This window comes from Virgibacillus sp. MG-45, assembly GCF_036409425.1.
Lineage (GTDB): Bacteria > Bacillota > Bacilli > Bacillales > Amphibacillaceae > LDC-1.
The window spans coordinates 46915-71268 of record NZ_JAXOFU010000014.1; the positions used below are offsets into that span (position 1 = coordinate 46915).

Annotated in this window: 21 protein-coding genes and 3 tRNA genes; 13 read left to right on the forward strand and 11 right to left on the reverse strand. The window is 37.8% G+C overall.

Annotated features, from left to right (window positions below; all coding sequences use genetic code 11):
• Positions 1-280: 280 nt before the first annotated feature.
• From SPK86_RS13800 to SPK86_RS13810, 3 genes are all read right to left on the reverse strand, one after another.
• Positions 281-1570: a WD40/YVTN/BNR-like repeat-containing protein gene (locus SPK86_RS13800; protein WP_330949622.1), complete on the reverse strand. Its 1290-nt coding sequence runs from the start codon at positions 1568-1570 to the stop codon at positions 281-283.
• A gap of 229 nt (positions 1571-1799) precedes the next feature.
• Positions 1800-2339, reverse strand: coding sequence for a hypothetical protein (locus SPK86_RS13805; protein ID WP_284139619.1), 540 nt, complete (start codon positions 2337-2339; stop codon positions 1800-1802).
• Between the two features lie 78 nt (positions 2340-2417).
• Complete coding sequence (locus SPK86_RS13810; protein WP_330949623.1) at positions 2418-3122, reverse strand: CPBP family intramembrane glutamic endopeptidase; 705 nt, start codon at positions 3120-3122, stop codon at positions 2418-2420.
• 90 nt (positions 3123-3212) lie between these two features.
• On the opposite strand from SPK86_RS13810, the gene SPK86_RS13815 reads away from it, so the two are divergent.
• Positions 3213-3941 carry a MerR family transcriptional regulator gene (locus SPK86_RS13815; protein ID WP_330949624.1) on the forward strand — a complete coding sequence of 243 codons (729 nt, stop codon included), beginning with the start codon at positions 3213-3215 and terminating at the stop codon, positions 3939-3941.
• A 39-nt stretch (positions 3942-3980) separates the two neighbouring features.
• Here the strand turns inward: SPK86_RS13815 and SPK86_RS13820 are convergent, their stop codons facing one another.
• A complete protein-coding gene (locus SPK86_RS13820; RefSeq protein ID WP_330949625.1) occupies positions 3981-4406 on the reverse strand; it encodes a hypothetical protein in 426 nt (141 codons plus the stop codon).
• Positions 4407-4669: 263 nt separating this feature from the next.
• Here SPK86_RS13820 and SPK86_RS13825 point away from each other — a divergent pair, with 263 nt between their 5' ends.
• A complete protein-coding gene (locus SPK86_RS13825) occupies positions 4670-5779 on the forward strand; it encodes an NAD(P)/FAD-dependent oxidoreductase (protein WP_330949626.1) in 1110 nt (369 codons plus the stop codon).
• 62 nt (positions 5780-5841) lie between these two features.
• A complete protein-coding gene (locus tag SPK86_RS13830; RefSeq protein WP_330949627.1) occupies positions 5842-5985 on the forward strand; it encodes a hypothetical protein in 144 nt (47 codons plus the stop codon).
• 82 nt (positions 5986-6067) lie between these two features.
• Here the strand turns inward: SPK86_RS13830 and SPK86_RS13835 are convergent, their stop codons facing one another.
• The gene (locus SPK86_RS13835) at positions 6068-6811 is read right to left on the reverse strand and encodes a helix-turn-helix domain-containing protein (RefSeq protein WP_284139625.1); all 744 of its coding nucleotides are present in this window, start codon (positions 6809-6811) and stop codon (positions 6068-6070) included.
• Positions 6812-6939: 128 nt separating this feature from the next.
• Between SPK86_RS13835 and SPK86_RS13840 the strand changes: the two genes are divergently transcribed.
• The 7 genes from SPK86_RS13840 to SPK86_RS13870 all read left to right on the forward strand — a co-directional run bounded on the left by SPK86_RS13840 (position 6940) and on the right by SPK86_RS13870 (position 15586).
• Positions 6940-8202, forward strand: coding sequence for an extracellular solute-binding protein (locus tag SPK86_RS13840; protein ID WP_284139626.1), 1263 nt, complete (start codon positions 6940-6942; stop codon positions 8200-8202).
• 101 nt (positions 8203-8303) lie between these two features.
• A complete protein-coding gene (locus SPK86_RS13845; protein WP_330949628.1) occupies positions 8304-9521 on the forward strand; it encodes a carbohydrate ABC transporter permease in 1218 nt (405 codons plus the stop codon).
• Between the two features lie 13 nt (positions 9522-9534).
• Positions 9535-10368: a carbohydrate ABC transporter permease gene (locus tag SPK86_RS13850; RefSeq protein ID WP_330949629.1), complete on the forward strand. Its 834-nt coding sequence runs from the start codon at positions 9535-9537 to the stop codon at positions 10366-10368.
• Between the two features lie 52 nt (positions 10369-10420).
• Complete coding sequence (locus tag SPK86_RS13855; protein ID WP_330949630.1) at positions 10421-12730, forward strand: glycoside hydrolase family 65 protein; 2310 nt, start codon at positions 10421-10423, stop codon at positions 12728-12730.
• Positions 12731-12754: 24 nt separating this feature from the next.
• A complete protein-coding gene (gene pgmB / locus SPK86_RS13860) occupies positions 12755-13429 on the forward strand; it encodes a beta-phosphoglucomutase (protein WP_330949631.1) in 675 nt (224 codons plus the stop codon).
• 321 nt (positions 13430-13750) lie between these two features.
• Positions 13751-14878 (forward strand): M20 peptidase aminoacylase family protein, encoded by a 1128-nt coding sequence (locus SPK86_RS13865; RefSeq protein WP_330949632.1) that lies wholly within the window; start codon positions 13751-13753, stop codon positions 14876-14878.
• Between the two features lie 237 nt (positions 14879-15115).
• Positions 15116-15586 carry a hypothetical protein gene (locus SPK86_RS13870; protein ID WP_284139632.1) on the forward strand — a complete coding sequence of 157 codons (471 nt, stop codon included), beginning with the start codon at positions 15116-15118 and terminating at the stop codon, positions 15584-15586.
• Positions 15587-16408: 822 nt separating this feature from the next.
• Here the strand turns inward: SPK86_RS13870 and SPK86_RS13875 are convergent.
• On the reverse strand, positions 16409-16645 hold the full coding sequence (locus SPK86_RS13875; RefSeq protein WP_284141800.1) for a hypothetical protein: 237 nt from the start codon (positions 16643-16645) through the stop codon (positions 16409-16411).
• A 917-nt stretch (positions 16646-17562) separates the two neighbouring features.
• Between SPK86_RS13875 and SPK86_RS13880 the strand changes: the two genes are divergently transcribed.
• The 3 genes from SPK86_RS13880 to SPK86_RS13890 all read left to right on the forward strand — a co-directional run bounded on the left by SPK86_RS13880 (position 17563) and on the right by SPK86_RS13890 (position 21734).
• A complete protein-coding gene (locus SPK86_RS13880; RefSeq protein WP_284141801.1) occupies positions 17563-17865 on the forward strand; it encodes a phasin family protein in 303 nt (100 codons plus the stop codon).
• Positions 17866-17920: 55 nt separating this feature from the next.
• Positions 17921-19576 carry an ABC1 kinase family protein gene (locus tag SPK86_RS13885; RefSeq protein WP_284141802.1) on the forward strand — a complete coding sequence of 552 codons (1656 nt, stop codon included), beginning with the start codon at positions 17921-17923 and terminating at the stop codon, positions 19574-19576.
• Positions 19577-19682: 106 nt separating this feature from the next.
• The gene (locus SPK86_RS13890; protein WP_284141803.1) at positions 19683-21734 is read left to right on the forward strand and encodes a catalase; all 2052 of its coding nucleotides are present in this window, start codon (positions 19683-19685) and stop codon (positions 21732-21734) included.
• Positions 21735-22008: 274 nt separating this feature from the next.
• Here the strand turns inward: SPK86_RS13890 and SPK86_RS13895 are convergent, their stop codons facing one another.
• From SPK86_RS13895 to SPK86_RS13915, 5 genes are all read right to left on the reverse strand, one after another.
• Entirely contained in the window at positions 22009-22974 is a 966-nt protein-coding gene (locus tag SPK86_RS13895; RefSeq protein ID WP_330949634.1) for a tRNA dihydrouridine synthase, read from the reverse strand.
• A 251-nt stretch (positions 22975-23225) separates the two neighbouring features.
• Complete coding sequence (locus SPK86_RS13900; protein WP_330949635.1) at positions 23226-23810, reverse strand: hypothetical protein; 585 nt, start codon at positions 23808-23810, stop codon at positions 23226-23228.
• A gap of 223 nt (positions 23811-24033) precedes the next feature.
• Positions 24034-24117 (reverse strand) — tRNA-Leu (locus SPK86_RS13905).
• Positions 24118-24137: 20 nt separating this feature from the next.
• Positions 24138-24211: transfer RNA gene (locus SPK86_RS13910), tRNA-Cys, on the reverse strand.
• Between the two features lie 15 nt (positions 24212-24226).
• Positions 24227-24298 (reverse strand) — tRNA-Gly (locus SPK86_RS13915).
• Positions 24299-24354: the final 56 nt, after the last annotated feature.

Below are 24354 nucleotides of genomic sequence, written 5' to 3' on the forward strand. Positions count from 1 at the left end.
TACTTGCGCCAGTTTTGCTTATAAGTATTATCATTTCATCAATTCGGTCGCTATATTTTATCGTTGCCGATAGAGAAATTCGTTAGATCATAAGATTACGCCAGATCCCTATTTGTATATATAACCTTCATTCCTGTTCTTCTCTATTTTTTGACTAACACTTTCATACGTGGATTGACTTATAATTGTGTGTTGTATAGCTTGCTACAGCCGTTTTAATATTCATATACTCTAATACAGTCAAATTGTGCTCAATTGATGAACAATCACATTGTCTTCTTCATCTTTCAATCACATCATCCGGGTCAATCAAATTTGCAAATGACCACGTCTTGCCATTGTCCACCGAGATAAATTTAGCCAGGACATTTCCTCCTTGAAAATCTCCGTTTGGCCCCTGATTCACAAGCAGTATACCTTGGGACCCGTCAAATGTTGGAATTTCCGCTACTGTGAAAACCCCCTTGTACTCTGCCGGAATGGGTACATCCACCTGTGTCCAAGTTTCTCCGGCATCATCAGTTCGATATAAGTCTGGCACTTCCGGTTGGGAATTTCTAGAAATCGATCCGAATGACACGTATCCTAGTTTCTCATCGATAAATCCGCCACTCGTCACTTTTCGTTCTGTTGGTACACTTCCTACCTGACGCCAAGTTGAACCAGAATCAATTGTTTTGAAAATCATGTTGCCCTCCCAGCTCATTGTGCGATCTCCTGTTAAGATCAAAAAGCCATTGCTCTTGGATACAAAATCAAGGAGCCGCATCCGTATTGCTTGGAATGGCGTAGGAACTGATGATGTATTCCACGTTTCACCCTGATCCGTTGATTGGAGCACCTCTATATGCTGAAGTCCGCCAACAATAAAAGCTGTCCGTTCCGGTTTAATTATATAGCTTTCTTCCATTAATTCATGTTTTGGTCCATTATATTCGCCTTCAAATAATTTATTGATTTCTACTGGAACGCCCTTCCAATTTTCGCCGTTATCATATGTAACTTCGAGTGTGTTTTTCTCTATTCGATAACGATTGTTCTCATCAGGAACATCGATTCCCGCTTCTTTTTGATAGGTATTTTCAACAGGTGGTAAATCGCCAACAGAATTCGATATGTCATCAATCCTAAGGAGTGTATATTTGTTTTGACTCGTCTTTTTAATCCGGAATGTCCATTGGATATTTTTCACCGTTCCGTCATTCTGTACTTCACCCCAGTTGTGGTGGGTTGACCAGTTTCCCTTATCTAGCTTTGCCCAGAATGTTACCTCAACAGCAAACTCTGCTTCATCACCAGCCAATAATTGAAATTTATTGTAACGTACATCCGTCAGTCGCTTCCAAGGGCTTACGTCTTCCCCCGTGTACTGTTTCATATAATCAAACCAAAATCGATAAGCTATATCTTCCGGTTCACGACTGTCTTCTGCATCTACAGTAATAGTCATTGGCAGTGGTTTGTTCAAGTCTTCGTTGTAAAAAAAATAATAATATATGAAAGCAACTGCCGCCCCAAAAAAAATGAGCAAGACACTGGTTATAACGATTCTTTTTTTAGTTGAGATCATCCAATTCTCCTTTAACCACAATTTACAAGAGTGAAATTGTCTTTTTCCTTCGTAAAAGCACCCCAAAACCTCTTAATACCAATTATTTCAAATTAATCGATTGAACTCAATCTTTTTCCACAAAAAAGGCGCTTCCTTTTACGGTAAGCGTCCATTTCTAGAAATTATAAAACGAATAACCAAACTTATACCTTTTTGTTAGGATCTATTTATTTAAAAGAAAAATATATTATCCTTTAGCTTTTTTCGGCCATATAAAATTACTAACAGCTACTAGAAAATCGATTCCAAGTATGAGTGTCCATAACTTTAGGAAGCCATCAAGCACTTCAGTTCGAGAAGGATCATTGATGAAATAGATTAGACCAAATAATATTCCAGCACCTATTAAATATGCGATTACATGCTGTCCCCAGCTTTTCAAATAATCTTTCGCATAATCCATTCCATATCTTTTAACTGGTTTGGATCCCTGTTTCATTACATAATACTGAAATCGTATATCCGCCCATGCAATCATACTTTTACCAAACGCGATGGATACTCCAATATAAACCGCAGCAATGGCATGCACTTTCGTTGCGGTGGCACCCCGATATAAATCAATACTCGTAGCAATCAGTAAAATAAGGTCAATAACTGGTGTTAAAGCCAAAAAGAATAGACCAAGGCGTTTAAATTTTAAAATATAACGTGTAATGAGGCCTAATAAAATTAAAATCCAAAATCCAATTTCACTTAAAACAATCAGCCATGCAATAAAATTCACATCTACACTTCCTTATCTTTTTTTATCTAATGCTCGTATGTACAAATCTCTCATTGTATTTGTTTTAACTACCTATAGCTATGCTAAAACAGTCATTAAAACCATAATTCCATTAGTTAAACCGTGAATAATAACTGCGGGCCAGATCGAGTTGGTTCGTTCATACGCCAAAGCAAAGATAATTCCACTAAAGAAATTTACTGGCATTGTATTATATGTTGGTATATGAGCAGTTGTAAAGATTATGGAGCTGAATAAAATGGCTCCATTAAAACCTATGCGTGTACGTAGCCAACGATATAAAAAACCGCGATAAAAAATTTCTTCGTATATTGGTGAAACGACTGCCGCAGAGATAAAGGCAATTAGAAACGAAAAGAAAGTTACATTTTGCTGAATTGCTTCTGTTTTTCTATTTTCCCATCCATACTCTATAAGACTTGTAAGAACTACAATTAATAGAGCACCCACCATTAAAATAACAGAAAATAGAATAATGATGTTCCAGTCCTTCGCAGCGAACGGTTTGACCCCTACTTCACTCCATGAGAGTTTTTTTGGACGGAGGGCAATAAAATAAATGCCGAATACTAGAATTACTGCTATTGTTAACCCCATTAATGTTCCGGAATATAGCTGATTATCAAACCATGCTAAATAAATTGGCTGAATGATGTATTTAATACAACCAATTACAACTACAAATTCAAGCAACATTAAAAATATGAATTCTTTTACACTCCAACAGTCTTGTTCTTTCCAGTTCATTTGATTTTTTCCCATTCGTTCCCCCTCTTTCAATATGATATAATCTAACTATAATAGGTTACGCTGCGTAACCTTCAAGTTTTTTTCGAGGAGGAAGAGAAAGTAATGAAACGATGGACCACTGGAGAGTTATCGAAACAGCGAAATATATCCGTACGCACACTCCGTTATTATGATCAGATTAATCTCCTTACACCAAGCTTTAAGGAGGCTAACGGAAAGCGGTATTACTCAGAGAATGACTTATTTCAATTAGAAAAAATTTTGATTCTGAAATCTCTTTCGCTTCCATTAGAGGATATTCGCGGAATGTTGGATAAGCTGTCCTATAAGCAAATCCTAACTTCCCACTACAATTACCTACAAGAACAACTCGCGGAAATAAAAACAAGTATTTCTAACACTACTTCACTCATCAACATGATAGATTTAGAGGAATCCTTGCGTTGGGAAGATGTCTCCAAGCTGGTTCAAAACGCACAAAAAAACGCAAAAAAATGGCTTGACTATTTTCAAGAAAATGAACAAGCCATCCTACAAGAGACCCTTCCCAATCTCAGTAACAATGATGAAACAACACATCAATATATTTTACTATTGCAGCGTATTGAGTGGTGTATAAAGCAAGGAATGAAGCCAGAATCAGAGGAAGGCGTTCAAATCGCATCTAAATTAATTGCGTTATCAAATAATACGTTTCACGGAAATAGAGAGCTAGAAGAGAAATTCTGGGAGGTTAGAAAGCTGCCTGTTGAGGAAACTGGGCTATATCCGATTTCAGAAGATGTGCTAGAATTTGTAGAACGTTGTATTGCTTACACATCAAAGGGGTAACGTCTCGTTCGATAATGCCCCTATCCACTCACAATATGACTAATTTGCATTGTTTTTTTTCAGCTTTCTATAGCCCCAAAAAACATACCCACTCAAACATAACTGAATCACACTAAATCCTAAAAACGGATACGTTACGATATAGTCTTCATCTAAAATACAGATTTGAAATATCAAGCTACTGAAGAAAATGGCTCCCATAATAGCAGATACATACCAGACACTGTTATGCCTTGATGTAAAGCTAAACACCGCAGCGATAATATTACCTAGTCCAAATATGATAATCGCAAGAATTCCTGGCATAACCCAACTATCAAACGGAAGCTTTTCCGCCCAATTTTTAGGGTATGGTTCGGCAAATATCCCGCTACTTAACTGCACCATTTGAATTCCAAACCAAATGGCACCTGTCGCCAAAAACAAATCGTAAATAGCAAGCACCTTTGGTCTTTTTTGCTTCATGTTATTGATTTCCCCCTTTTAAACTTAAATTTTATTATAATTTATCTCATAAATAAAATATATATTCAGAAAACATATCGAAATAACTTTGAATCACACCATCCCAAATAGTGCACATGCCTTAGCCATTTCTCATAGCACGGACCATTACAACATGCTATAATCAACATAAACTGACCATAAACGCTTTCCTCAACTACGTTTGTGCATGAATAGTAGAAATGGTTGGTGCGATCAAACTATACGACAAAGGATTATTACATATGAAAAACTATCTTATTATCGGCGCTGGGATATTAGGCGCAACAACTGCATATAAGCTTGCCAAGTATGGCGCACAGGTTACTATTATTGATCGAAAAGCTCCTGGTCAAGCAACGGAGGCAGCTGCTGGAATTATATGCCCATGGCTTTCACAACGAAGAAACAAAGCATGGTATACACTAGCTAAAAACGGTGCACGCATGTATCCAGCATTAATTAAGGAACTAAATGAAGATGGCATTCAAGATACTGGCTATACCAAATCAGGCGCATTAAGCATTCACAATGACGAAGCTAAATTACAAGCGATGAAAAAAAGAGCAGAAGAACGCCGCCAAGATGCACCTGAGATCGGAGAAATTTCCTTCCTTAATGAAGAAGAAACGAGAGAATTGTTCCCACCAATTGCGGAGGGCTATCAATCCATCCACATAAGCGGAGCTGGAAGCGTAGATGGAAAGAAATTGCGAGACGCCCTGTTAAAAGGGGCTATCTTGCACGGTGCCAAATTCGTTGAAGGAGAAGCCACGCTTTCCTTGGAAGGACAGCTTGTAACCGGAGCAATCGTCAACGAAACGCATTATGCTGCTGATATTGTTATTGCAACGGCCGGGGCATGGATGAAACAGCTTCTTGAGCCTACACAGCTGCTATTTAACGGCAAAGCACAAAAAGGACAGCTTATCCATATTACGTTACCAGACATGGATACAACAAATTGGCCACTTGTCATGCCACCTATTCCTCAATCAATCGTTCCATTTGCTGATCATATTACACTTGGAGCAACACATGAGGATGCCCATTCATTTGATTTACGACCAACAATCGGGGCTGTTCATGATATTCTCTCAAAAGCACTCCAGTTTGCACCAGGGCTTGCAAATAGCACCTTAGTTGATGTAAAAGTAGGTTATCGTCCTTTCACACCCGGATTCCTTCCTGTATTCGGCAAGGTTCCAGAGCTTCAAGGACTGTTAATGGCTAATGGGCTTGGCTCATCAGGATTGACTACAGGACCTTATGTCGGTTCAGAGCTGGCAAAGCTTGCCTTAGGACTTCAAACAGAAATCAATGCACAAGATTATAATGTCGGTACGGCATTTTAGTAAACTACGAAAAATGAGGAACATATCATTTCGCAAACCATGATTACAAAGGGGGACTTCTTTTGAAAGGAAATAAACTGATCGTCATTATTATAATTACGATTGTATTAGCGATGGCATTAAGCTTTTATTTAATGGAAGTAATGGTAGAGGATAAGCAAGCGATGCATTCAATCAAAGTAAACGAATATCATTCCCTTCTATGAAACGCATATGCGCTCCATTTTGTATCGGACGTGAGATGGCAAAAGCCATCTCACCCTTTTTCATTAGCATTATTCGATAACACTACAACATTTTTTCCTTGAATTTTCTCGGTGTCATTCCAGTAAATCTTTTAAACAGACTTGTGTAATGACTTTGATTACAAAATCCAAATAATAACGCAATATCAAGTAATGATGAGTCCGTATGACGCAAAAAATACTTCGACTCATCTATTTTTTTATGATTAATATACGTTTTCAGATGCACACCAACTACTTTATAAAACATCGCAGATAAATAGTTAGCACTTACATTTGTTTCTATTGCAATCTCCTTTAAAGTTAGTGGCTGGAGTATATGATCGTGAATATATTGAACGGCACGATCAACAATTTCATTGTGATAAGCACTTTTCCGATAATCCTCGACTGCTTGAATAAAATAATGGACCATCTCATATTCAAGCTTCCTTACCCCTTCTGAATCCGGCGTATTCTCAACCCTACGGATAAACACATCACTTAAATCAAAGGCATGCTCTGGAGGAACACCCGCTCGAATTGTCGCTCGTGCAAACAACGTACAAGAGCATATTAAAGAATTTTTCAACGAACGAAGCGGAATATGCGCTAACGTTGCGCGGTCCAATTCATTAATTTGCTGCAATAATTCCTGGGCTTTTGCTTCATCTGCTTTTTCCACCCAATATAAAAGCTCCCGTTCTAGTCGATAGTTCGGGTGTGTGAATAATGACTCTTCATTATCCTTTCTTGCTTTTAGAAAATCCTGGATAACACTTTTCTGAATGGAAGACGTTTTTTGCATTTCATTCATCTCCAGTATATACAAGTTAAATTTTTAATAAAAAACATAATATTCTAATATAAATGTACGATGAAAGCACTTACAATGCAAGTGAGAGTTAGAAGAAAATAAAGAGGAGGTCAACAAAAATGAAAAAAATGAAATCAATCTTATTATTTTTTACCACTTTATTACTATTTTTATTAGTTGCTTGTAGTGAGGATAGCAACAAATCCTCGGATGACGCAGAGAAAAAAGATGATGATGCAGCAGCATCTGAAGAAGTTGTTATTAAGCTTGGAGCACAGAATGACAATACTCCGGCAACACAGGCACTTATCGATGCCTTCAACGAGAGTCAAGATAAGTACACGGTGGAATGGGATCCATTAACAAATGACTCAGCCCAAATGCATGACCAATTGCTTAACTCCTTAACAAGTGGTTCCAGTGAATACGATGTTATTTCCATGGATGTCGTTTGGGCAGGAGAATTTGCTGGTGCTGGCTTTTTAGAGCCAATTGATGTTCATATGAATAAGGCTGGATTAAACAAGGAATTATTTAATGCCGGATCAATGGATTCCGGAAATTATAAAGGAAAACAATATACACTTCCATTCTTCCCTGATGTTGGCCTGCTTTATTTCCGCTCCGATATTGTAGATGAGGCGGATGCAGCAAAGCTAGAAAGCGGCGATTATACGTATGAAGATTTATATGCAATGGCAGAAAAGTATACAGGGAAAGCAGACACAAAATATGGGTTTTTATATCAATCCAAGCAATATGAGGGATTAACAGTAAACGTAACTGAATTTAGTAATTCCTTTGGAGATGTAGCTGCTGGACTAGAGCAAATGCATCAATTTACAACTGCTTCTTTCTCACCAAAGGATTTATTAAACTTTACTGAAGGAGAAACACATACGAATTTTGAACAAGGAAATGCTGTTTTTGCTAGAAACTGGCCATATCAATTTGGACGCATTTCTGGTGAAGAAGATGGGGTAACGATTTCAACGGATCAGGTTGGTATCGCTCCTCTTCCAAATGGCGGCTCTGTTGGTGGCTGGCTGCTCGGTATCAACAAAAACTCAGAGCATGTAGAAGGCGCATGGGAATTCATTCAGTTTGCAGCAGGGGAAAAAGGACAAACAATTATGGCAACAGAAGGTGGATACTTACCAGGCTACAATGCATTGCTAGAAGACAGTGCTGTACAGGATTCGAATGTTATGCTTACCTTCCCTGGCTTCCAAAAGGCGCTAGCAAATGCGATTGCACGCCCTGTTTCTCCAGAATACAACAAAGTTTCTGATACGATTCAAGTGGAAGCACATAAATATCTTAGCTCTGGAGAAGGACTGGAGGAAGTCACAGCCGCAATTAAAGAAGCGATTGCAGAATAATTACGCTTCCATAAACTCCTTATGACTGCTTTCATAAGGAGTTTCCTTTTTCTCCAGTCTATTGAAACCGTTTCATCCCAATACACAAAGAGGTGATCGAAATGAAGCATAAGTTGGGCTTTAGCGGCTGGTTTTATTTATTACCAACCCTTATTCTAATTGGAATATTTTCCATTTGGCCCGTTTTTCAGTCTATCACATATACGATGTTTGATTATAAGCTAAATGACCAACAAAAAGCTGGTCTGTACGTAAACGATCGGTTTAATACCGACTTATTTAATGAAACCACCTTATATGTTGGCATGTTTCTCGAAGAAGAGCTCGCTTCTGTTTCCGAGCAAGCGGATAAAGATTTAATCCGTGACACGTTAACCAACTTAAAAGAAAGTGCTGCACCATATGCATCACAAGAAGGAATCATTAAGCTTTCTTCAAGTGAAGCTAAGGGTATTCAAGCACTGTATACTACAACGAAAAAAACAATCGATACGTTAAGTCAAAAATATACATTAACACATGCTGAAAACCTACCACTATTAGTAGAAGATATTAACAATAGTATGATACCTTCCAATTTTATCGGTTTAAAAGCCTATAAAGAGGTCTTGTCCGATGAACGGATGCATATTGCGCTATGGAATACGATCTTATTCACCCTTGTATCTGTCAGCATTGAGCTTGTATTAGGTTTAGGGCTGGCAATGATCTTAAACAAGGCAATGGTCGGCAAAGGGATTGTAAGAACAACCTCCCTCATTCCGTGGGCAATTCCAACAGCAGTAGCTGCCCTCATGTGGAGCTATCTCTATGATGGTAGCAGTGGTATAGTCGCTCATTTCTTCGAAAACGTAGGATTAATTAGTCAATCACAGGATCTATTATTAAGTGGCAGTGGTGCAATGGTATCTACAATCATCGCCGACGTTTGGAAAACAACGCCATATATGGCGCTATTATTATTGGCAGGACTGCAAAATATACCAAAAGCATTATATGAAGCGGCAGCTATTGATGGTGCTTCTCGTATAAAGTCATTCTTCCAGGTTACATTGCCATTATTAAAATCTTCTATACTTGTCGCCCTATTATTTCGAACACTCGATGCATTTCGTGTCTTTGACTTAATTTATGTACTAACAGGCGGTGGTCCTGGCGGAGCAACAGAAACGATGTCTATTTATGGCTATAAGCTGATGTTCGGGCAAACCAACTTTGGCTATGGCTCTGTTATCGTCATGGTAATGTTCGTCTGTGTCGCCCTGATCGCAATTATATTTGTGCGCTTACTCGGGACGAATCTATTAGATCGAAATTAAAGGAGTGAAAACTATGAAAGCCACTAAAAAAAGACGTTGGATCATTTTTGCTGCCTTTGTAATAGTCTACCTGTTTATTATGATTTTTCCTTTTTTATGGATTTTCATCACTTCCTTTAAAACAAGTGGAGAAATCTTTGGTACTGGTGCATTTCGTGCTATCCCAGAAGACCCGACGTTTGGTAATTATGTCACCGTATTATTCGAAAAAGGAATCCTAAAAGCAATTGCAAATAGCTTTATTGTCGCAACAACGACAACAATCTATGTCATTATTGTCGCAACCTTATGTGCTTACGCAATTTCACGGTTTCGTTTTAGAGGAAAAAGTATTTTACTAGGAATCATTTTAGCAGTATCTATGTTTCCACAAATGATTATTACTGGTCCTGTTTACAATCTTTTTTATAAGCTCGACTTGTTAAATAGCTATGCAGTTATACTGCCTTATTCAACGATTACACTTCCAATGGGAGTTTGGATTCTTGTCACCCATTTTAATCAAATTCCATTGGCGTTAGAAGAATCAGCAGAAATTGATGGGGCAACCCGTTTTCAAACATTGTACAAAATTGTCTTTCCATTAGCAGCACCTGGAGTTTTTACAACCGCAATCATTACCTTTATAGCTGCTTGGAATGAATTTCTATTAACTATTACATTGAATACAAATGCAGCATATCACACTGTTCCAGTTGCCATTTCCTTTTTGCGCACCCAGTTCTCGATTTTGTGGGGCGAGGTCGCTGCTGCAACAGCAATTGTAACAATACCTACATTAATTATCGTATTGATTTTCCAAAAGCAAATCATCTCCGGCCTTACAACAGGAGGCGTAAAGGAATAGAAAAACGCTGTCACATATTACTGTATCAACAAGAAGTGTAAGGAGTGATACTATGTCATGGGTTATACAATCCCAAGCAACGGACAAAGAAAGCATCGAACTAGAAGAAAGCTTATTTTTTACTGGAAATGGCTATATTGGTATCCGGGGAAATTTCGAAGAAGGTGCACCAGACGAAATTCAATCCATCCGCGGAACTTATCTGAATGGATTCCATGATATTGTTCCGATTTCATATGGTGAAAAACTATACGGCTTTCCTGATACACAGCAAAAGCTTGTTAATATGATAGATGCCCAAGAGGTACAAATTTGGGTCGGTGAACAGGATGAAGCAGAACAGCTTTCCTTATCAACTAGCGAACTATTAGATTATGAACGAACGCTCTATTTAGATAAAGGCTATAGTGAGCGAAAACTGCACTGGAGATCAACGCACGGTCATGAGCTTATTGTCACCTTTAAACGAATGACCTCCTTTCAGACGAAGGAACTTTTTTATCAGCATATTACGATCACGCCTAAAAGCAAGGATATTCCGATTCGAATCGTTTCTAACGTCCGTGGCGATGTGCAAAACTTTGTTGATCCAACTGACCCTCGCATTGGGAGCAGTCATGCAAAAACATTAACCGTTCAGCAAACGGAAGCAAACGATACAGCAAGCTACATTGAAGTGAATACGACTGCTTCTGAGCTTTCCGCTGCAGTCCTGTCTACGGTAAAAATAAATCAACCAACTGCCACAACACATATGGTTGTGTACGATGAAAATGTGGAAACAGAAATTGCGTTTACCTTAACAGAACCAACAATATTTGAAAAACGCTCCTTGTACACGGACTCAAGACATACCACGGATTTAAAGCAAACGTTACTTCAATTGCAACACGCAATGGAGCCTTTATCTGCAGAAACGCTATTTTCTGAGCAAGAAACCTATTTAACTACTTTTTGGAAGCAGACAGACATCCAAATAACAGGTAATCAAGCACTTCAAGAAGGGATTCGCTTTAACCTCTTTCATGTTCTCCAATCAACAGGACAAGATGGCATTTCAAACATTGCTGCCAAAGGTTTGTCTGGTGAAGGCTATGAGGGACATTATTTTTGGGATACAGAAATTTACTTGCTCCCACTATTTACAATGACCAATCCAAAGCTTGCGAAACAGCTGCTCTTATATCGCTATTCTATTTTAGATGCCGCACGGAACCGCGCAAAAGAAATGGGCCATCAAAAAGGAGCGTTATTTCCTTGGCGAACGATTGCTGGTGATGAATGCTCTTCCTACTTTCCAGCAGGATCGGCTCAGTACCATATAAGTGCTGACATTGCCTATAGCTATATTCAATACTTTCTAGCAACAAATGATGTGGCATTTTTAGCGTCAAACGGAGCGGAAGTTTTAATAGAAACAGCACGCCTATGGATGGAGGTTGGTCATTTTTCAAAAGGGGCATTTCGCATTGATGCCGTTACAGGACCAGATGAATATACGTGTATCGTCAACAACAATTATTATACGAATGTCATGGCAAAGCATAATTTATCATGGGCAGTAAAAGCAGTTCAGCTAATCAAAGAACACAGCCCTGCTCAATACCAAGAGCTCAAGCAGCTTATCCAGCTTCATAATGCAGAGCTCGAACAATTTCAGCAAGCAGCGGACGCGATGTACCTTCCTGTTGATGACACACTACAAATCAATCCACAGGATGACACATTTCTCCAAAAGAAAGTATGGGATTTCGCTCAAACGCCGAAAAGTAACTATCCATTATTACTACATTATCATCCATTGACACTTTATCGCTATCAAGTATGTAAGCAAGCAGATACTGTGCTAGCACATTTGTTATTAGAAGACGAACAAACAGAAGAGGTCATGAAGCATTCCTATGATTATTATGAACAGGTAACGACACATGATTCTTCATTATCGACCTGTGTATTTAGCATGATGGGCGCACGGCTTGGATATATGGAAAAGTCGTACCATTACTTTTTAGAAACCGTCCGTCTCGATTTAGATAATACCCAAGGCAACACGAGACACGGACTTCATATGGCAAACATGGGTGGAACCTGGCTGGCCATCGTTACAGGCTTTGCAGGGATGCGTGTAAAGGAAAATGGGCTTTTCTTCCGACCAAATATTCCTACGGATTGGGAAAGCTTTTCCTTTAGACTTTCGTTCCGTGGAAGCAGTATTCAATGCACGATTACACAAGAACAGCTTGCAGTGCAGCTTTTATCCGGCGACGCCGTCACGATTCATGTATGGGATAATGCGTATACTGTGACAGCAGATTCTATGATTCAAGTAGCTATGCAACAAGGAGAAAAAGTAAATGAGTGAGTTTATAGTGGAGGAGCATGCAACATGGTGAAAGGCTTTATCTTTGATTTAGACGGTGTCATTACAGATACAGCAGACCTACATTATCTGGCATGGAAAGAGCTCGGAGACAAAATTGGGATTGCCATTGATCCAACCTTTAATCAACAGCTAAAAGGAATTGGTCGCATGGAATCCCTCGAGAAAATTCTACACCACGGAAATAAAGCAGATGTATTCTCTGCCGCGGAAAAAGCCCAATTAGCAGAAGAGAAAAATGAACAATACAAGCAATTAATCAACCGTTTGACACCAGATGATATTCTGCCAGGCATTCCTTCTTTATTACTTGAGCTGCGTGAAAGACAAATTAAAATCGGTCTCGCATCGGCGAGCAAAAACGCACCTGCTATCATCGAAAACCTTGAATTAACATCTTTCTTTGACAGCATTGCTGATGCGGGAAGTGTAGCAAGTAAACCAGCACCAGATATTTTCTTGCTCGCTGCTGCTGAATTAGCCGTCGAACCAAGTGAAGCGATTGGAATTGAGGATGCAATAAGTGGCATTACCGCGATCCAACGTGCAGGAATGTTTGCCGTTGGTGTAGGTGATAAGAATGTTCTACAAGACTCAGATTATATCGTCCCTTCTACAGCTGAGTTGTCTGTTTCTACCATTCTCGAAGCTTGGGAGAGGCATAAAAGCGAGCATGTGTGAAGTATAGGTTTTATTGCTAGTAAAAATGGAAAGCTGCAACGTGCATATATTAAATCCGCACGTTGCTGTTTTTTTGTTGAGAGAATTTTTACATCCAATTAATCCACTATCCATTCTTCCCCATTATTTCATAGACTCTCCATTTCATAAGAACTTCATTTTTTCTTTTGTTTATGCGAGATTAGAAACTGAAATTAATCATAAGATAGTTTATACTTAACAAAAACATGCGAAAACTTCAAAAAGATATACGATTGCATCATTTTTTTACTGATAAAGATGAGAAATGAAGTTTACCGATAAAGAATGGAGAAAAATTAAATGAATCACGCTATTGAGCAACGCATAATTGATACATTTCAGCATCTACATGGGCACGCGGAGATTAGCTGGCAGGAAGTTGAAACAACTAAATACCTTGCCAACCTTCTAAGCGAAAGTGGATGTACGGTTAGAACATTTGACGATTGCACTGGGGTAATTGGTGATTTTGGCAATTTTGATCGTGGGTTGCCCATTGTCGCAGTAAGAGCAGACATTGATGCCCTATGGCAGGAAGTTAATGGAACGTTCCAAGCGAATCATTCCTGTGGACATGATGCCCATATGGCCATGGTGTTAGGACTTTTATGGAAGCTTGAACAAGAAGAAGCTGTAAAGGATAACATCGCAGTTCGATTTATTTTCCAGCCAGCAGAAGAAAAAGGTGCTGGTGCTTTAAAGATGGTCGAAAAAAATGTAGTCGATGATGTTACATATTTATTCGGAGTTCATGTTAGACCTGTCCAAGAAACGAAGCTTGGTCACGCAACACCAGTAATCGTACATGGTGCAACAAAAATGTATCAAGGAACCATTAAAGGCGACGATGCACATGGAGCACGACCACATTTAAACGATAATGTGATTGAAATCGGAGCTCAAATCGTTAACTTGCTCAAGCAAATCCATTTAGATCCACTCGTCCCCCATTCAGTTAAAATGACGAGCTTCCAAGCTGGAGGAGAAAGCTCAAATATTATTCCGGGAAATGCAACCTTCTCGCTTGATTTAAGAGCACAAACGAACGAGGACATGGATCTTCTAAACTCGAAGGTTACCAATATAATAGAGATGATTAAAAACCTATTTGAAGTAGAAATCGAATTAGAAGCGAGCGGCGAAATTGCAGCAGCTAGGTTAAATGATGATGCAATCTGCCTAATGCGAAAAGCAATCGTAGAAGTATTGGGAGAAGCAGGCTTGGATGATCCACTTATCACACCTGGTGGCGACGATTTTCATTATTACACAATTAAAAAGCCATCGTTAAAAGCAACAATGCTCGGTCTTGGCTGCAATTTGGAACCAGGATTACATCACCCTGAAATGAGCTTTGACAGAAGTGCATTACTAACCGGAACAAATATCCTTTACCATGCTGTTAAAAATGTGTATGGGGTAAAGTGAATGGGTTGTGATAGGAAGATTTGCTGGTTGGAAGAGTTCAAATTAGTATCATAAATAAAATCAAGCTCGCACTTGTTGGATTAGCAACGTTTGCGAGCTTTTATTCGGAACTAAGGTACAGATTAGAAGTAACTGTTGGTATAATTAAAGTACTCTATGCGATTATATGCTATAGAGTAATAATATCGAGATGTTCCCTGGAGCATCTCTCATTTCCTTTTTTATTGAGGTGATTACGTGGATCATGATGAGTACAAAACATATTTAAAGCAGCAATATTCCCATAAGATTCGACCGTTACAATCAGTTAATGACGTTATCTCCGCATTTCAAAAAAAATTAGATATTGCCGAAACAGAATTATCAGAATCCGAAGTTATTTTCTTAAAAATTACAATTAATAACTATATTAATGCACACAAAAACGACCCTATAAAATCTAACTTGGATAACTTAAATTTCATTTCGTATGAAGTAGTAAGAAATGAAAAAAGTGAACATTACTACAATCATATGGGGATTACATCTAATAATGAAAGGATACTTGTCATTATTGAATCCCAGTTAGATGCAATAACCTCCAATTGCGAAGAACTAAAAGTGGATATGATTATCGAACGTGGAATCGAAACATCTCATGTTAATCAAGAAACACCTGAGTTGTTTGCATATCTAATGCTTTTTGATTCTCATAATGAGAACCATTGACTACGACAGAGGATATAAAAACTAAATCTGTCCATGAAGTTAATAGTATAGGAACGTTTAAGTATTTAAAATATGGCATTGAAAAGAACATGTATGTTGATATTTGGGTAAATGGGACGGGCACTTATCAAGTTAAGAGATTAGCTATTTCATAAACTAAATTAATTTAAAATAAAACCGATATAGCAAATAAAATGCTATGTCGGTTTTATTTGCTTTTAAACCTAAATTCCTTTTCTTAATTAGTTGTTCAGATGATTTAAGTTATGACACTATATTTAAAAAGTAAGCCGACAAACCGACTTTTTTCTGTACCTTATTCAACTAAAGCACCAAATAGTTTAAGTGAACCTATGCACATAGTGATATTATATTAATGGGCAGTAAACTTATTATCTCTATAAGCCGTTCTGAAGCCACAGTCTGTGCTCTGTACCCTCCGTTGTACCATGTTGCATTGGAGACCATTTTTTCTACAGTTCTAAATAATATTACTCTTGACACTGCATCTTTAAAGAAATTCTCTGTAATAGCTAAATTTTCTTTCTCCTAGAGAGAACTAGGATGCCAATAGTCCTAGTTCCCCAATTTTATTATGAATTGTTGAATTTTATTATCAGTATGTTGATTCCCTATAAATTTATGCTGCCCTTTCTACAGTTTTCGTATAGAAGAAAAAAATTTTCTTTATATATTCATCCGTCAATCAATACCAAAATTGCAATACTGCTTGATTCCCTAACTGTTTTACTGTAATCAACCCCTTAATTAAAAGGTATTTCATTGGTAAAAGGACACATTATACGTTTATCAATTCACATACTATCTTGCTTCTGCTATTTTTTTAAAAGAAACTTGATATCTTGCCTTATTCGCCATACCAATCATTAAAACTAGTATTCTTCTCTTTTCCCATCTGTAACTTGAACCAGTGCTGGTATATAGTTCTATATCATTGATTTTATTTACATCTAAATCAGTACAATCTACTAAATACATTTCTTCTCCTTGATAATCTATAATAATAGGGAAAGATTGGCGTTCTTCTTTTATATCCATACTTTTAATGTTGTTTCAGAGTAATTACATAACCCTATAATCCAATCCTTTTCTGAACTATAAGTTATAGCCTTCTCTATAAAAGTTGGGTATGGATACAGTTTAAGTACATAACCTGTTATTAGTGGCTTACTATGGTATTTATTATCCTCTGTAGGGTCAATTGCATAATTAGCAAACTTATTGTAAGAATTTTCACCTTCGTGATGATTAGATAATTATGAATCCCTAAACCTGAACTAAAACGAATTTCTGATTGTATTTTTTCTATTGTTTTCATTAGCGAATTACTATCTAATACATACAAACCATATTCTTTTTGATCAGGACTTCCTTGTATATTCATCCTGCTATCTAAATTATAGTGAGATTTTACCTTTCTACTACCCCACATTTCCCATTCGGTATTTGCTAAATCCACCATAATGTCATTGGTCATTAACAAATACGGAACTTGCTTTGGCTTCACTTATAGTGAGGACTGACCCTCAACACTCATTCCACGCTTTTCCAAGCGTTCCAATCCCGTTTCGATCATTCTAGTATGAATATCCTTTTCTGCCCTCTCGGCTATTCCTCAGTATCGTTGACGTAATTAAATTTTTTCTCATATTCTTCATTACTTTATCAACGTGTACCCCCCTACTATTGAAATAGTTTTTCTTAATTTGGAATGTCGTCATAACTCGATAATAGTAAAGATCAACTAATATGCTAAATTCTTTGTCTTTCAGTTTAATTTCATAGTTAATTGCTCTCAAGTCATAGTTTTCCCTTTCCGACGTTCTATACGGAACAAAAAATCGCTTATAGATGGTAGCGAATAGTTTTTATTATCGTCTTTCCGGGTAAAAGAAACTAACAATCTAAATAACTATCTGTTTATTAATGCAAAAATAATAAGGCGGTGAAGGAAAATGAAGGATACCTTTAAAAAAGGAGTCACATTAGGATTAGGTCTTGCAGCAGCGAGTAAAGAGCATACAGAAAAAGTAATAGATGAATTGATGAAAAAAGGAGAGCTAACCAAAGAAGAATCTGATGACCTATTCAGTCAGATCAGAAAGAAAGGAGAAGAAAACCAAAACCAAATTGATCAAAAGATTCAGCAGAAGTTAAAAAAGAAGCTTGAGGAATTAGATGTTGTTACAAAAGATGATTTAAGAGCAATTGAACAGCGTTTAGACTATTTAGAAAAACAAATGAAACGTGATAGCTAAAAATATAATATATTGCTAGAAAGCAGGGATTATCATTTTTTCGAAAATGAGGCATATGCAAAGATATCGTGAAATTGCAGTAGCTTTTTCAAGGAACGGCTTTGGATATATAGTCAAAGAATTAGGTCTAGATCAGCTTTTTCCATTACCAAAGAGAGTAATGTTAAGTAAAGAACAAGATAAAAGCCAGAAAACATTAGGAGAACGACTTCGCTTGATTTTAGAAGAGCTCGGTCCTACGTTTATAAAAATGGGACAAATGGCTAGCATGCGGCCAGATGTCATTCCAAAAGATGTAATGAAAGAATTAGAACTCCTTCAAGATCAACTTACGCCATTTTCATATTCAGAAGTAGAAGCTATAGTAGAAAAAGAATTAGGGGCTTCGGTAGAAGAGTTGTTTCAATCGTTTAACCATGAACCAATAGGGGTCGCTTCAATTGGACAAGTACATGAAGCTGTTTTACCTAGCGGTGAAAAAGTTGCAGTGAAGATTCAACGTCCTAATATCGGGAAGCAGATTCAAACTGACTTAGAGATCTTACATGAATTAGCGGATCAAGCAACATATCGCATAAAACGTTTAAAAAAATTCCAATTAAAAAATATGGTAGAAGAATTTGAAAAGGCAGTTCTAGATGAGTTAGATTTCGTTAATGAGGGAAGAAATACAGCTATCGTAGCTAAACAATTTAAAGAGAACAAGCATCTAATTGTGCCAAAAATATACTGGGATTATACCTCAAAAAAAGTGTTGACGATGGAGCATATCGAAGGGGTAAAACTAAATGATATAGAGGAACTCGATGAGCGAGGCTACGATAAAGCAATCATTGCAGAGCGATTTAGTGATGCAATCCTTCATCAAATTTTTAAGGATGGATTTTTCCATGCGGACCCGCACACGGGAAATTTACTCGCCTTGCCTGGAGAAAAAATTGCATTGTTGGATTTTGGAATGGTAGGAAGATTATCATCTGACATGCAAACGCATTTTGCCTCCCTCATAATCGCGATGATTAGACAAAAGCCAGAATCGATTATTAAGGCGATTAGAAAGATGGGAGTTGTACCAGAAGACGTTAACGAACATGAACTAAGAGGTGACATTGAGCAGTTCTTGATTAAATATTATGATGTCCCATTAAGTGAAGTGAGCTTAGGTGAATCTGTGACGGATTTATTCTCGATCGCACATGAACATGATATCTATATTCCAACTGACTTAACCTTAGTAGGCAAGGCATTGTTAACGATTGAAGGCGTAATCGAACTGCTTCATTCGAACTTAAGTGTAGTGGAAGCAGCAGAACCATTCGGAAGAGCGCTTATTCATGAACGTTATCATCCAAAAAACATCGCGGAAAATATCTTTGATCAATTAGAAGATTATGGCGACGTTCTCCATGATATGCCGGAACTAGTCCAAGAATTATCTTCTATTATGAAAAAAAGAAAATTACCAATCGAAATATCGATACCAGCTGCAGATTCTTTTTTTACAAAGCTAGATCGTGTCAGCAATCGTATTTCTTTTAGTATTGTTCTACTTTCTTTTAGTTTAATTATGGTCGGTTTAATCATTGGCTCTGCACTCGGTAGGCAAACTTCTGTACTGTGGAACATACCTGCTATTGAAATAGGCTTTGTCATTGCGGTGTTAATGTTCGCTTGGATGATGTATTCGATATTTAAATCAGGACGCTTTTGATAAAAATCTAGTTGATATAAAAATCGTTGAAAAATGTTTGTATCATTTATAAGTGGGAAAATATTCACTGTGTCGATGTTATTTTTAAAAGGGAGGATAAATCTTCATGAGTAAACAAGGCCATGAGAATGAAGCCAACCGTAAAAAGAAGCAACTGGAGCAATTCACATCTGAGAATCGCGGTAAAAAGATGACGACGAACCAAGGAGTAAAGATATCTGAGGATGAGTTTTCGTTAAAAGCAGGTGAACGCGGGCCAACTTTAATGGAGGACTTCCACTTTCGTGAAAAAATGACTCACTTTGACCATGAACGAATTCCAGAGAGAATTGTACATGCTAGAGGTTTTGCGGCTCACGGAGAATTCGAAGTTTATGAATCAATGAAACCATATACAAAAGCAGGATTTTTACAAGACCCTTCGCAAAAAACACCAGTATTTGTAAGGTTTTCAACAGTTGCCGGTAATAGAGGATCTGGTGAATTAGCACGAGATGCCCGTGGCTTTGCGACAAAATTTTACACAGAAGAAGGAAATTATGATCTTGTTGGAAATAATATACCTGTATTTTTCATTCAAGATGCGATAAAATTTCCTGATTTAATCCATGCATTAAAACCAGAGCCACATAATGAAATGCCACAAGCTGCATCTGCACATGACACGTTTTGGGATTTTGTAGCCAATAATCAAGAAACAGCTCATATGGTAATGTGGGCAATGTCAGATAGAGCGATTCCGAGAAGTTTTCGAATGATGGAAGGTTTTGGGGTACATACCTTCCGTTTTGTGAATGAGGAGGGCAGATCACATTTTGTGAAGTTTCACTGGAAGCCAGTACTTGGAACACACTCTGTTGTCTGGGATGAAGCGCAAAAAATTAACGGGAAAGATCCAGATTTTCATCGCCGAGATTTATGGGAATCAATTGAAAATGGAGACTATCCGGAATATGAGCTAGGCGTTCAAATGGTACCGGAAGAAGATGAATTTAACTTTGACTTTGATATTTTAGACCCAACTAAACTATGGCCAGAAGAAGATATTCCGGTGAAAATAATCGGGAAGATGACCTTAAATAAAAATGTGGACAATGTTTTTGCTGAGACAGAGCAGGTAGCTTTCCACCCAGGTCATGTGGTTCCGGGAATAGATTTTACTAATGATCCATTGCTACAAGGTAGGCTATTCTCTTATACGGATACGCAGTTGATTCGTTTAGGTGGCCCTAATTTCCATGAAATACCGATTAACCGTCCTGTTTGTCCGTTTCATAATAATCAGCGTGACGGATACGGTCGACAAACAATTAATCGTGGTCCTGTTAGTTATCATAAGAATTCGCTTGCTGAAAATACACCCGCAACCTCAACCGAAAAAGAGGGTGGTTATACTCATTATCATGAGAAAATCGATGCCCACAAAATTAGGGCAAGAAGCGAGAGCTTTAAGGATCATTTTTCACAAGCTACTCTATTCTGGAATAGCATGAGTGACGCTGAAAAAGAACATTTAATTGAAGCTTTTAGTTTTGAATTAGGGAAAGTAGAAAGTAAATCGGTACAAGAACAAGTGGTAGAAATGTTTGCTAATGTCAGTCATGAACTAGCAACGGCATTTGCGGGTGCAATTGGCGTAACGCCACCAGTTGAACGTGAAAATAGTGTAATGAAAAGCTCCCCAGCATTAAGTCAGGAGAATACCATTAAGTCTCCAAAAACAAGAAAAGTAGCGGTGATTTTAGGGCAACAATTTGATGGCAAGGAAGTTACAACCGTTCTAAATACACTTACTAAAGAAGGAGTACAAGTAGAGGTTATAAGTGATAAATTAGGAACTGTGGAAGGTTCCGATAATACTGTGCTAAAGGTAGATCACACCTTCTTAACAGTCGATTCAGTTTTATTTGATGCAGTGTATGCAGTCGGTGGAAGTGATGAAGATAAAGCTTTTTATAAAAAAGCTGCGTGGTTTGTATATGAAGCCTACTCACATTACAAACCGATTGGTGCAACAGCAGATGGTATAAAACTTCTTCAAGTAGATGGAATGGAAGATGATCCAGGTGTCATATATGGAGGTGATGCAATTAGCTTTGCGAGTAAATTTATAGAAGCAATTGCTGCCCATAGACATTGGGGAAGGGAAATCGTATAACCAATAATAGAAAGAGAGCTGACTTTTATGAGGTTAGCTCTCTGATTTTAATACATAAGCCCATTTTAAATATAATGTTTACCTGATTGATAGCGAAAGTGACTATAAACATATAGAAGCAGATAAGGCAAAAGAGACAAATTATACGTTTGAATAATATAATCTGATAAAATTATTTCAACAATCAAATACTATATTAATCTTTTTCTAATTGCCGACCCCTCAGATCATCCAATGAAGTATCTTACTCTTTCACACGTTTAACCAAACTGCTTCATTCTATTTCCTCAAATTCATCGAGCAGTGCACGTACTTCATCTGTTGACTGTGTACTCATTAATTGATTTCGTAATTCACTCGCCCCATTAAATCCGCGAACATATATCTTAAAAAAGCGATGCAACGGCTTGAATGGGCGTGGCTCAATTTTTGAATAGTCATCAAGAAGATCCAAGTGAAGCCTTAAGAGATCAAGCAATTCCTTCTTGTCGTGCTCTCTTGGTTGTTTCTCAAAAGCAAATGGATTTTTAAAAATTCCGCGTCCGATCATTACACCATCCACACCATACTTCTCGACAAGCTCCAAGCCTGTTTGACGGTCAGGAATATCCCCATTAATGGTCAACAATGTGTCTGGAGCCACTTCATCTCGAAGCTTCTTAATTTCCGGTATTAGCTCCCAGTGCGCATCTACTTTACTCATTTCCTTTCTTGTACGCAGATGAATGGAAAGATTAGCGATATCTTGTTCCAACACATACTTCAACCATTCAAACCATTCTTCTATATAAGTGTAACCGAGTCTTGTCTTTACACTTACCGGCAAGCCCCCTGCCTTTGCTGCTTGTATTAACTCAGCTGCAACCTCAGGTCGACGGATAAGACCAGACCCTTTTCCATTCCCTGCCACATTATCTACAGGACACCCCATATTAATATCAAGCCCTTTAAACCCTTGCTCTGCCATTCCAATACTCATTTTACGAAAGTTCTCAGGCTTATCTCCCCATATATGTGCTACCATTGGTTGCTCATCCTCTGTAAAGGTCAAGCGTCCACGCACGCTTTGTAGCCCTTCTGGATGACAATAGCTTTCCGAATTTGTAAACTCTGTAAAAAACACTTCAGGTCTAGCTGCTTCACTCACTACATGGCGAAAAACGACATCCGTCACATCTTCCATTGGTGCTAGTATAAAAAATGGTCGTGGTAAATCACGCCAAAAGTTATTCGTCTTCATTAAATTCCAATCCTCTCATGCTAATATCCTAGTTAATTATCCCAAACTTAAAAACGAAGCATCCTTGCTTCCTATACACTTATACCATGCTTAAGCCCTTTTTATCAACCGGATTGTATCCTATATAACTCACTTGCAGCATGAATTCACAGTTCTAATCAGTTCTCACCATTGTTATTAATATTGCCGATTTGCTTAGGAAGGAAGCAAAGATAGAGAATTCCCCCTTCGAATACAAAAGCCACTTTCCTTCAATTCCGATGCTTTATGTATTCCTCTAATAATTCATCTACTTTTCTAAAACCAAACATATTCTCGTCTATAATATCTTGAAATTTAGATTTAGTTATTTGTTTTGAAAGCTGACCAGTCTCTTCTGAGCGTAATTGGTTATATATAGTTATGAAATAGCTCTTAAGTAATTTCAAAAAAGCTATTTCTTGTTGGTCAAGCTTATCATTCTCCACAAATGAGGGGATGTTATTTCCTTTATATGTAGTTCCTTGATTAATAACTGCTAATGTAGTTTCTAGATAATTGAGTGTTCCACCCATTCCTTCAGTATAATAAGGCACCCTACTAACCATATAATCCAGAATGCTTAGGTTTTCTGTTAAAGATAAAAAAGACAAATGCAAATCAACTTTGTTCTTCTCTTTAAGTATGCTATCAATCTCTTCTATTGCATCCTTTACCTCATGGAAAATATCATGCATATAAATGGTATAATAATTGTTCCTTTCTTGATTGACTTTATAAAATAGAAAATTAAAGAAAAGACTAATACACAGTACAACTACTAAAAGCACCAACAATGTCTTTATATTTTTTCTCACAATATCACCCTTGCTTTAGTTATTCTAATCTTAAATTAGAGATATTATATTATAAATCCGAATACTTCTATTATAAGCTTACTGAACAAGCAATTATAGACATATAAGATGGAAACTGGTAAGGAGCAAATTCACGCTCCACCCACATCATAAAACCAAAAAAACGCTGATTTTACATTATGTAAAATCAGCGTCAGAACTATATTTATTAGATTTTTTTAGATACCAGTGGTCGGGGTCGAACCGACACGTCCGTGAGGACACGGGATTTTGAGTCCCGCGCGTCTGCCAATTCCGCCACACTGGCAAAATATAAAAGTTAATTCTTGGAGGCGGCAACCGGATTCGAACCGGTGGTAAAGGTTTTGCAGACCTCTGCCTTACCACTTGGCTATGCCGCCGGTTACTCAAGTAAGAGCGGAAGACGGGATTCGAACCCGCGACCCCCACCTTGGCAAGGTGGTGTTCTACCACTGAACTACTTCCGCGAATGGCTGGGCTACCAGGATTCGAACCTGGGAATGACGGGACCAAAACCCGTTGC

Bases quoted from the DNA above. Each gene is read 5' to 3' on its own strand.
- SPK86_RS13855 (WP_330949630.1), top strand. From the start codon at position 10,421: ATGTCATGGGTTATACAATCCCAAGCAACGGACAAAGAAAGCATCGAA.
- SPK86_RS13810 (WP_330949623.1), bottom strand. From the start codon at position 3,122: ATGGGAAAAAATCAAATGAACTGGAAAGAACAAGACTGTTGGAGTGTA.
- SPK86_RS13875 (WP_284141800.1), bottom strand. From the start codon at position 16,645: ATGGATATAAAAGAAGAACGCCAATCTTTCCCTATTATTATAGATTAT.
- SPK86_RS13825 (WP_330949626.1), top strand. From the start codon at position 4,670: ATGAAAAACTATCTTATTATCGGCGCTGGGATATTAGGCGCAACAACT.
- SPK86_RS13840 (WP_284139626.1), top strand. From the start codon at position 6,940: ATGAAAAAAATGAAATCAATCTTATTATTTTTTACCACTTTATTACTA.
- pgmB (WP_330949631.1), top strand. From the start codon at position 12,755: ATGGTGAAAGGCTTTATCTTTGATTTAGACGGTGTCATTACAGATACA.
- SPK86_RS13865 (WP_330949632.1), top strand. From the start codon at position 13,751: ATGAATCACGCTATTGAGCAACGCATAATTGATACATTTCAGCATCTA.
- SPK86_RS13885 (WP_284141802.1), top strand. From the start codon at position 17,921: ATGCAAAGATATCGTGAAATTGCAGTAGCTTTTTCAAGGAACGGCTTT.
- SPK86_RS13835 (WP_284139625.1), bottom strand. From the start codon at position 6,811: ATGCAAAAAACGTCTTCCATTCAGAAAAGTGTTATCCAGGATTTTCTA.
- SPK86_RS13845 (WP_330949628.1), top strand. From the start codon at position 8,304: ATGAAGCATAAGTTGGGCTTTAGCGGCTGGTTTTATTTATTACCAACC.
- SPK86_RS13895 (WP_330949634.1), bottom strand. From the start codon at position 22,974: ATGAAGACGAATAACTTTTGGCGTGATTTACCACGACCATTTTTTATA.
- SPK86_RS13820 (WP_330949625.1), bottom strand. From the start codon at position 4,406: ATGAAGCAAAAAAGACCAAAGGTGCTTGCTATTTACGATTTGTTTTTG.
- SPK86_RS13880 (WP_284141801.1), top strand. From the start codon at position 17,563: ATGAAGGATACCTTTAAAAAAGGAGTCACATTAGGATTAGGTCTTGCA.
- SPK86_RS13850 (WP_330949629.1), top strand. From the start codon at position 9,535: ATGAAAGCCACTAAAAAAAGACGTTGGATCATTTTTGCTGCCTTTGTA.
- SPK86_RS13815 (WP_330949624.1), top strand. From the start codon at position 3,213: ATGAAACGATGGACCACTGGAGAGTTATCGAAACAGCGAAATATATCC.
- SPK86_RS13890 (WP_284141803.1), top strand. From the start codon at position 19,683: ATGAGTAAACAAGGCCATGAGAATGAAGCCAACCGTAAAAAGAAGCAA.
- SPK86_RS13800 (WP_330949622.1), bottom strand. From the start codon at position 1,570: ATGATCTCAACTAAAAAAAGAATCGTTATAACCAGTGTCTTGCTCATT.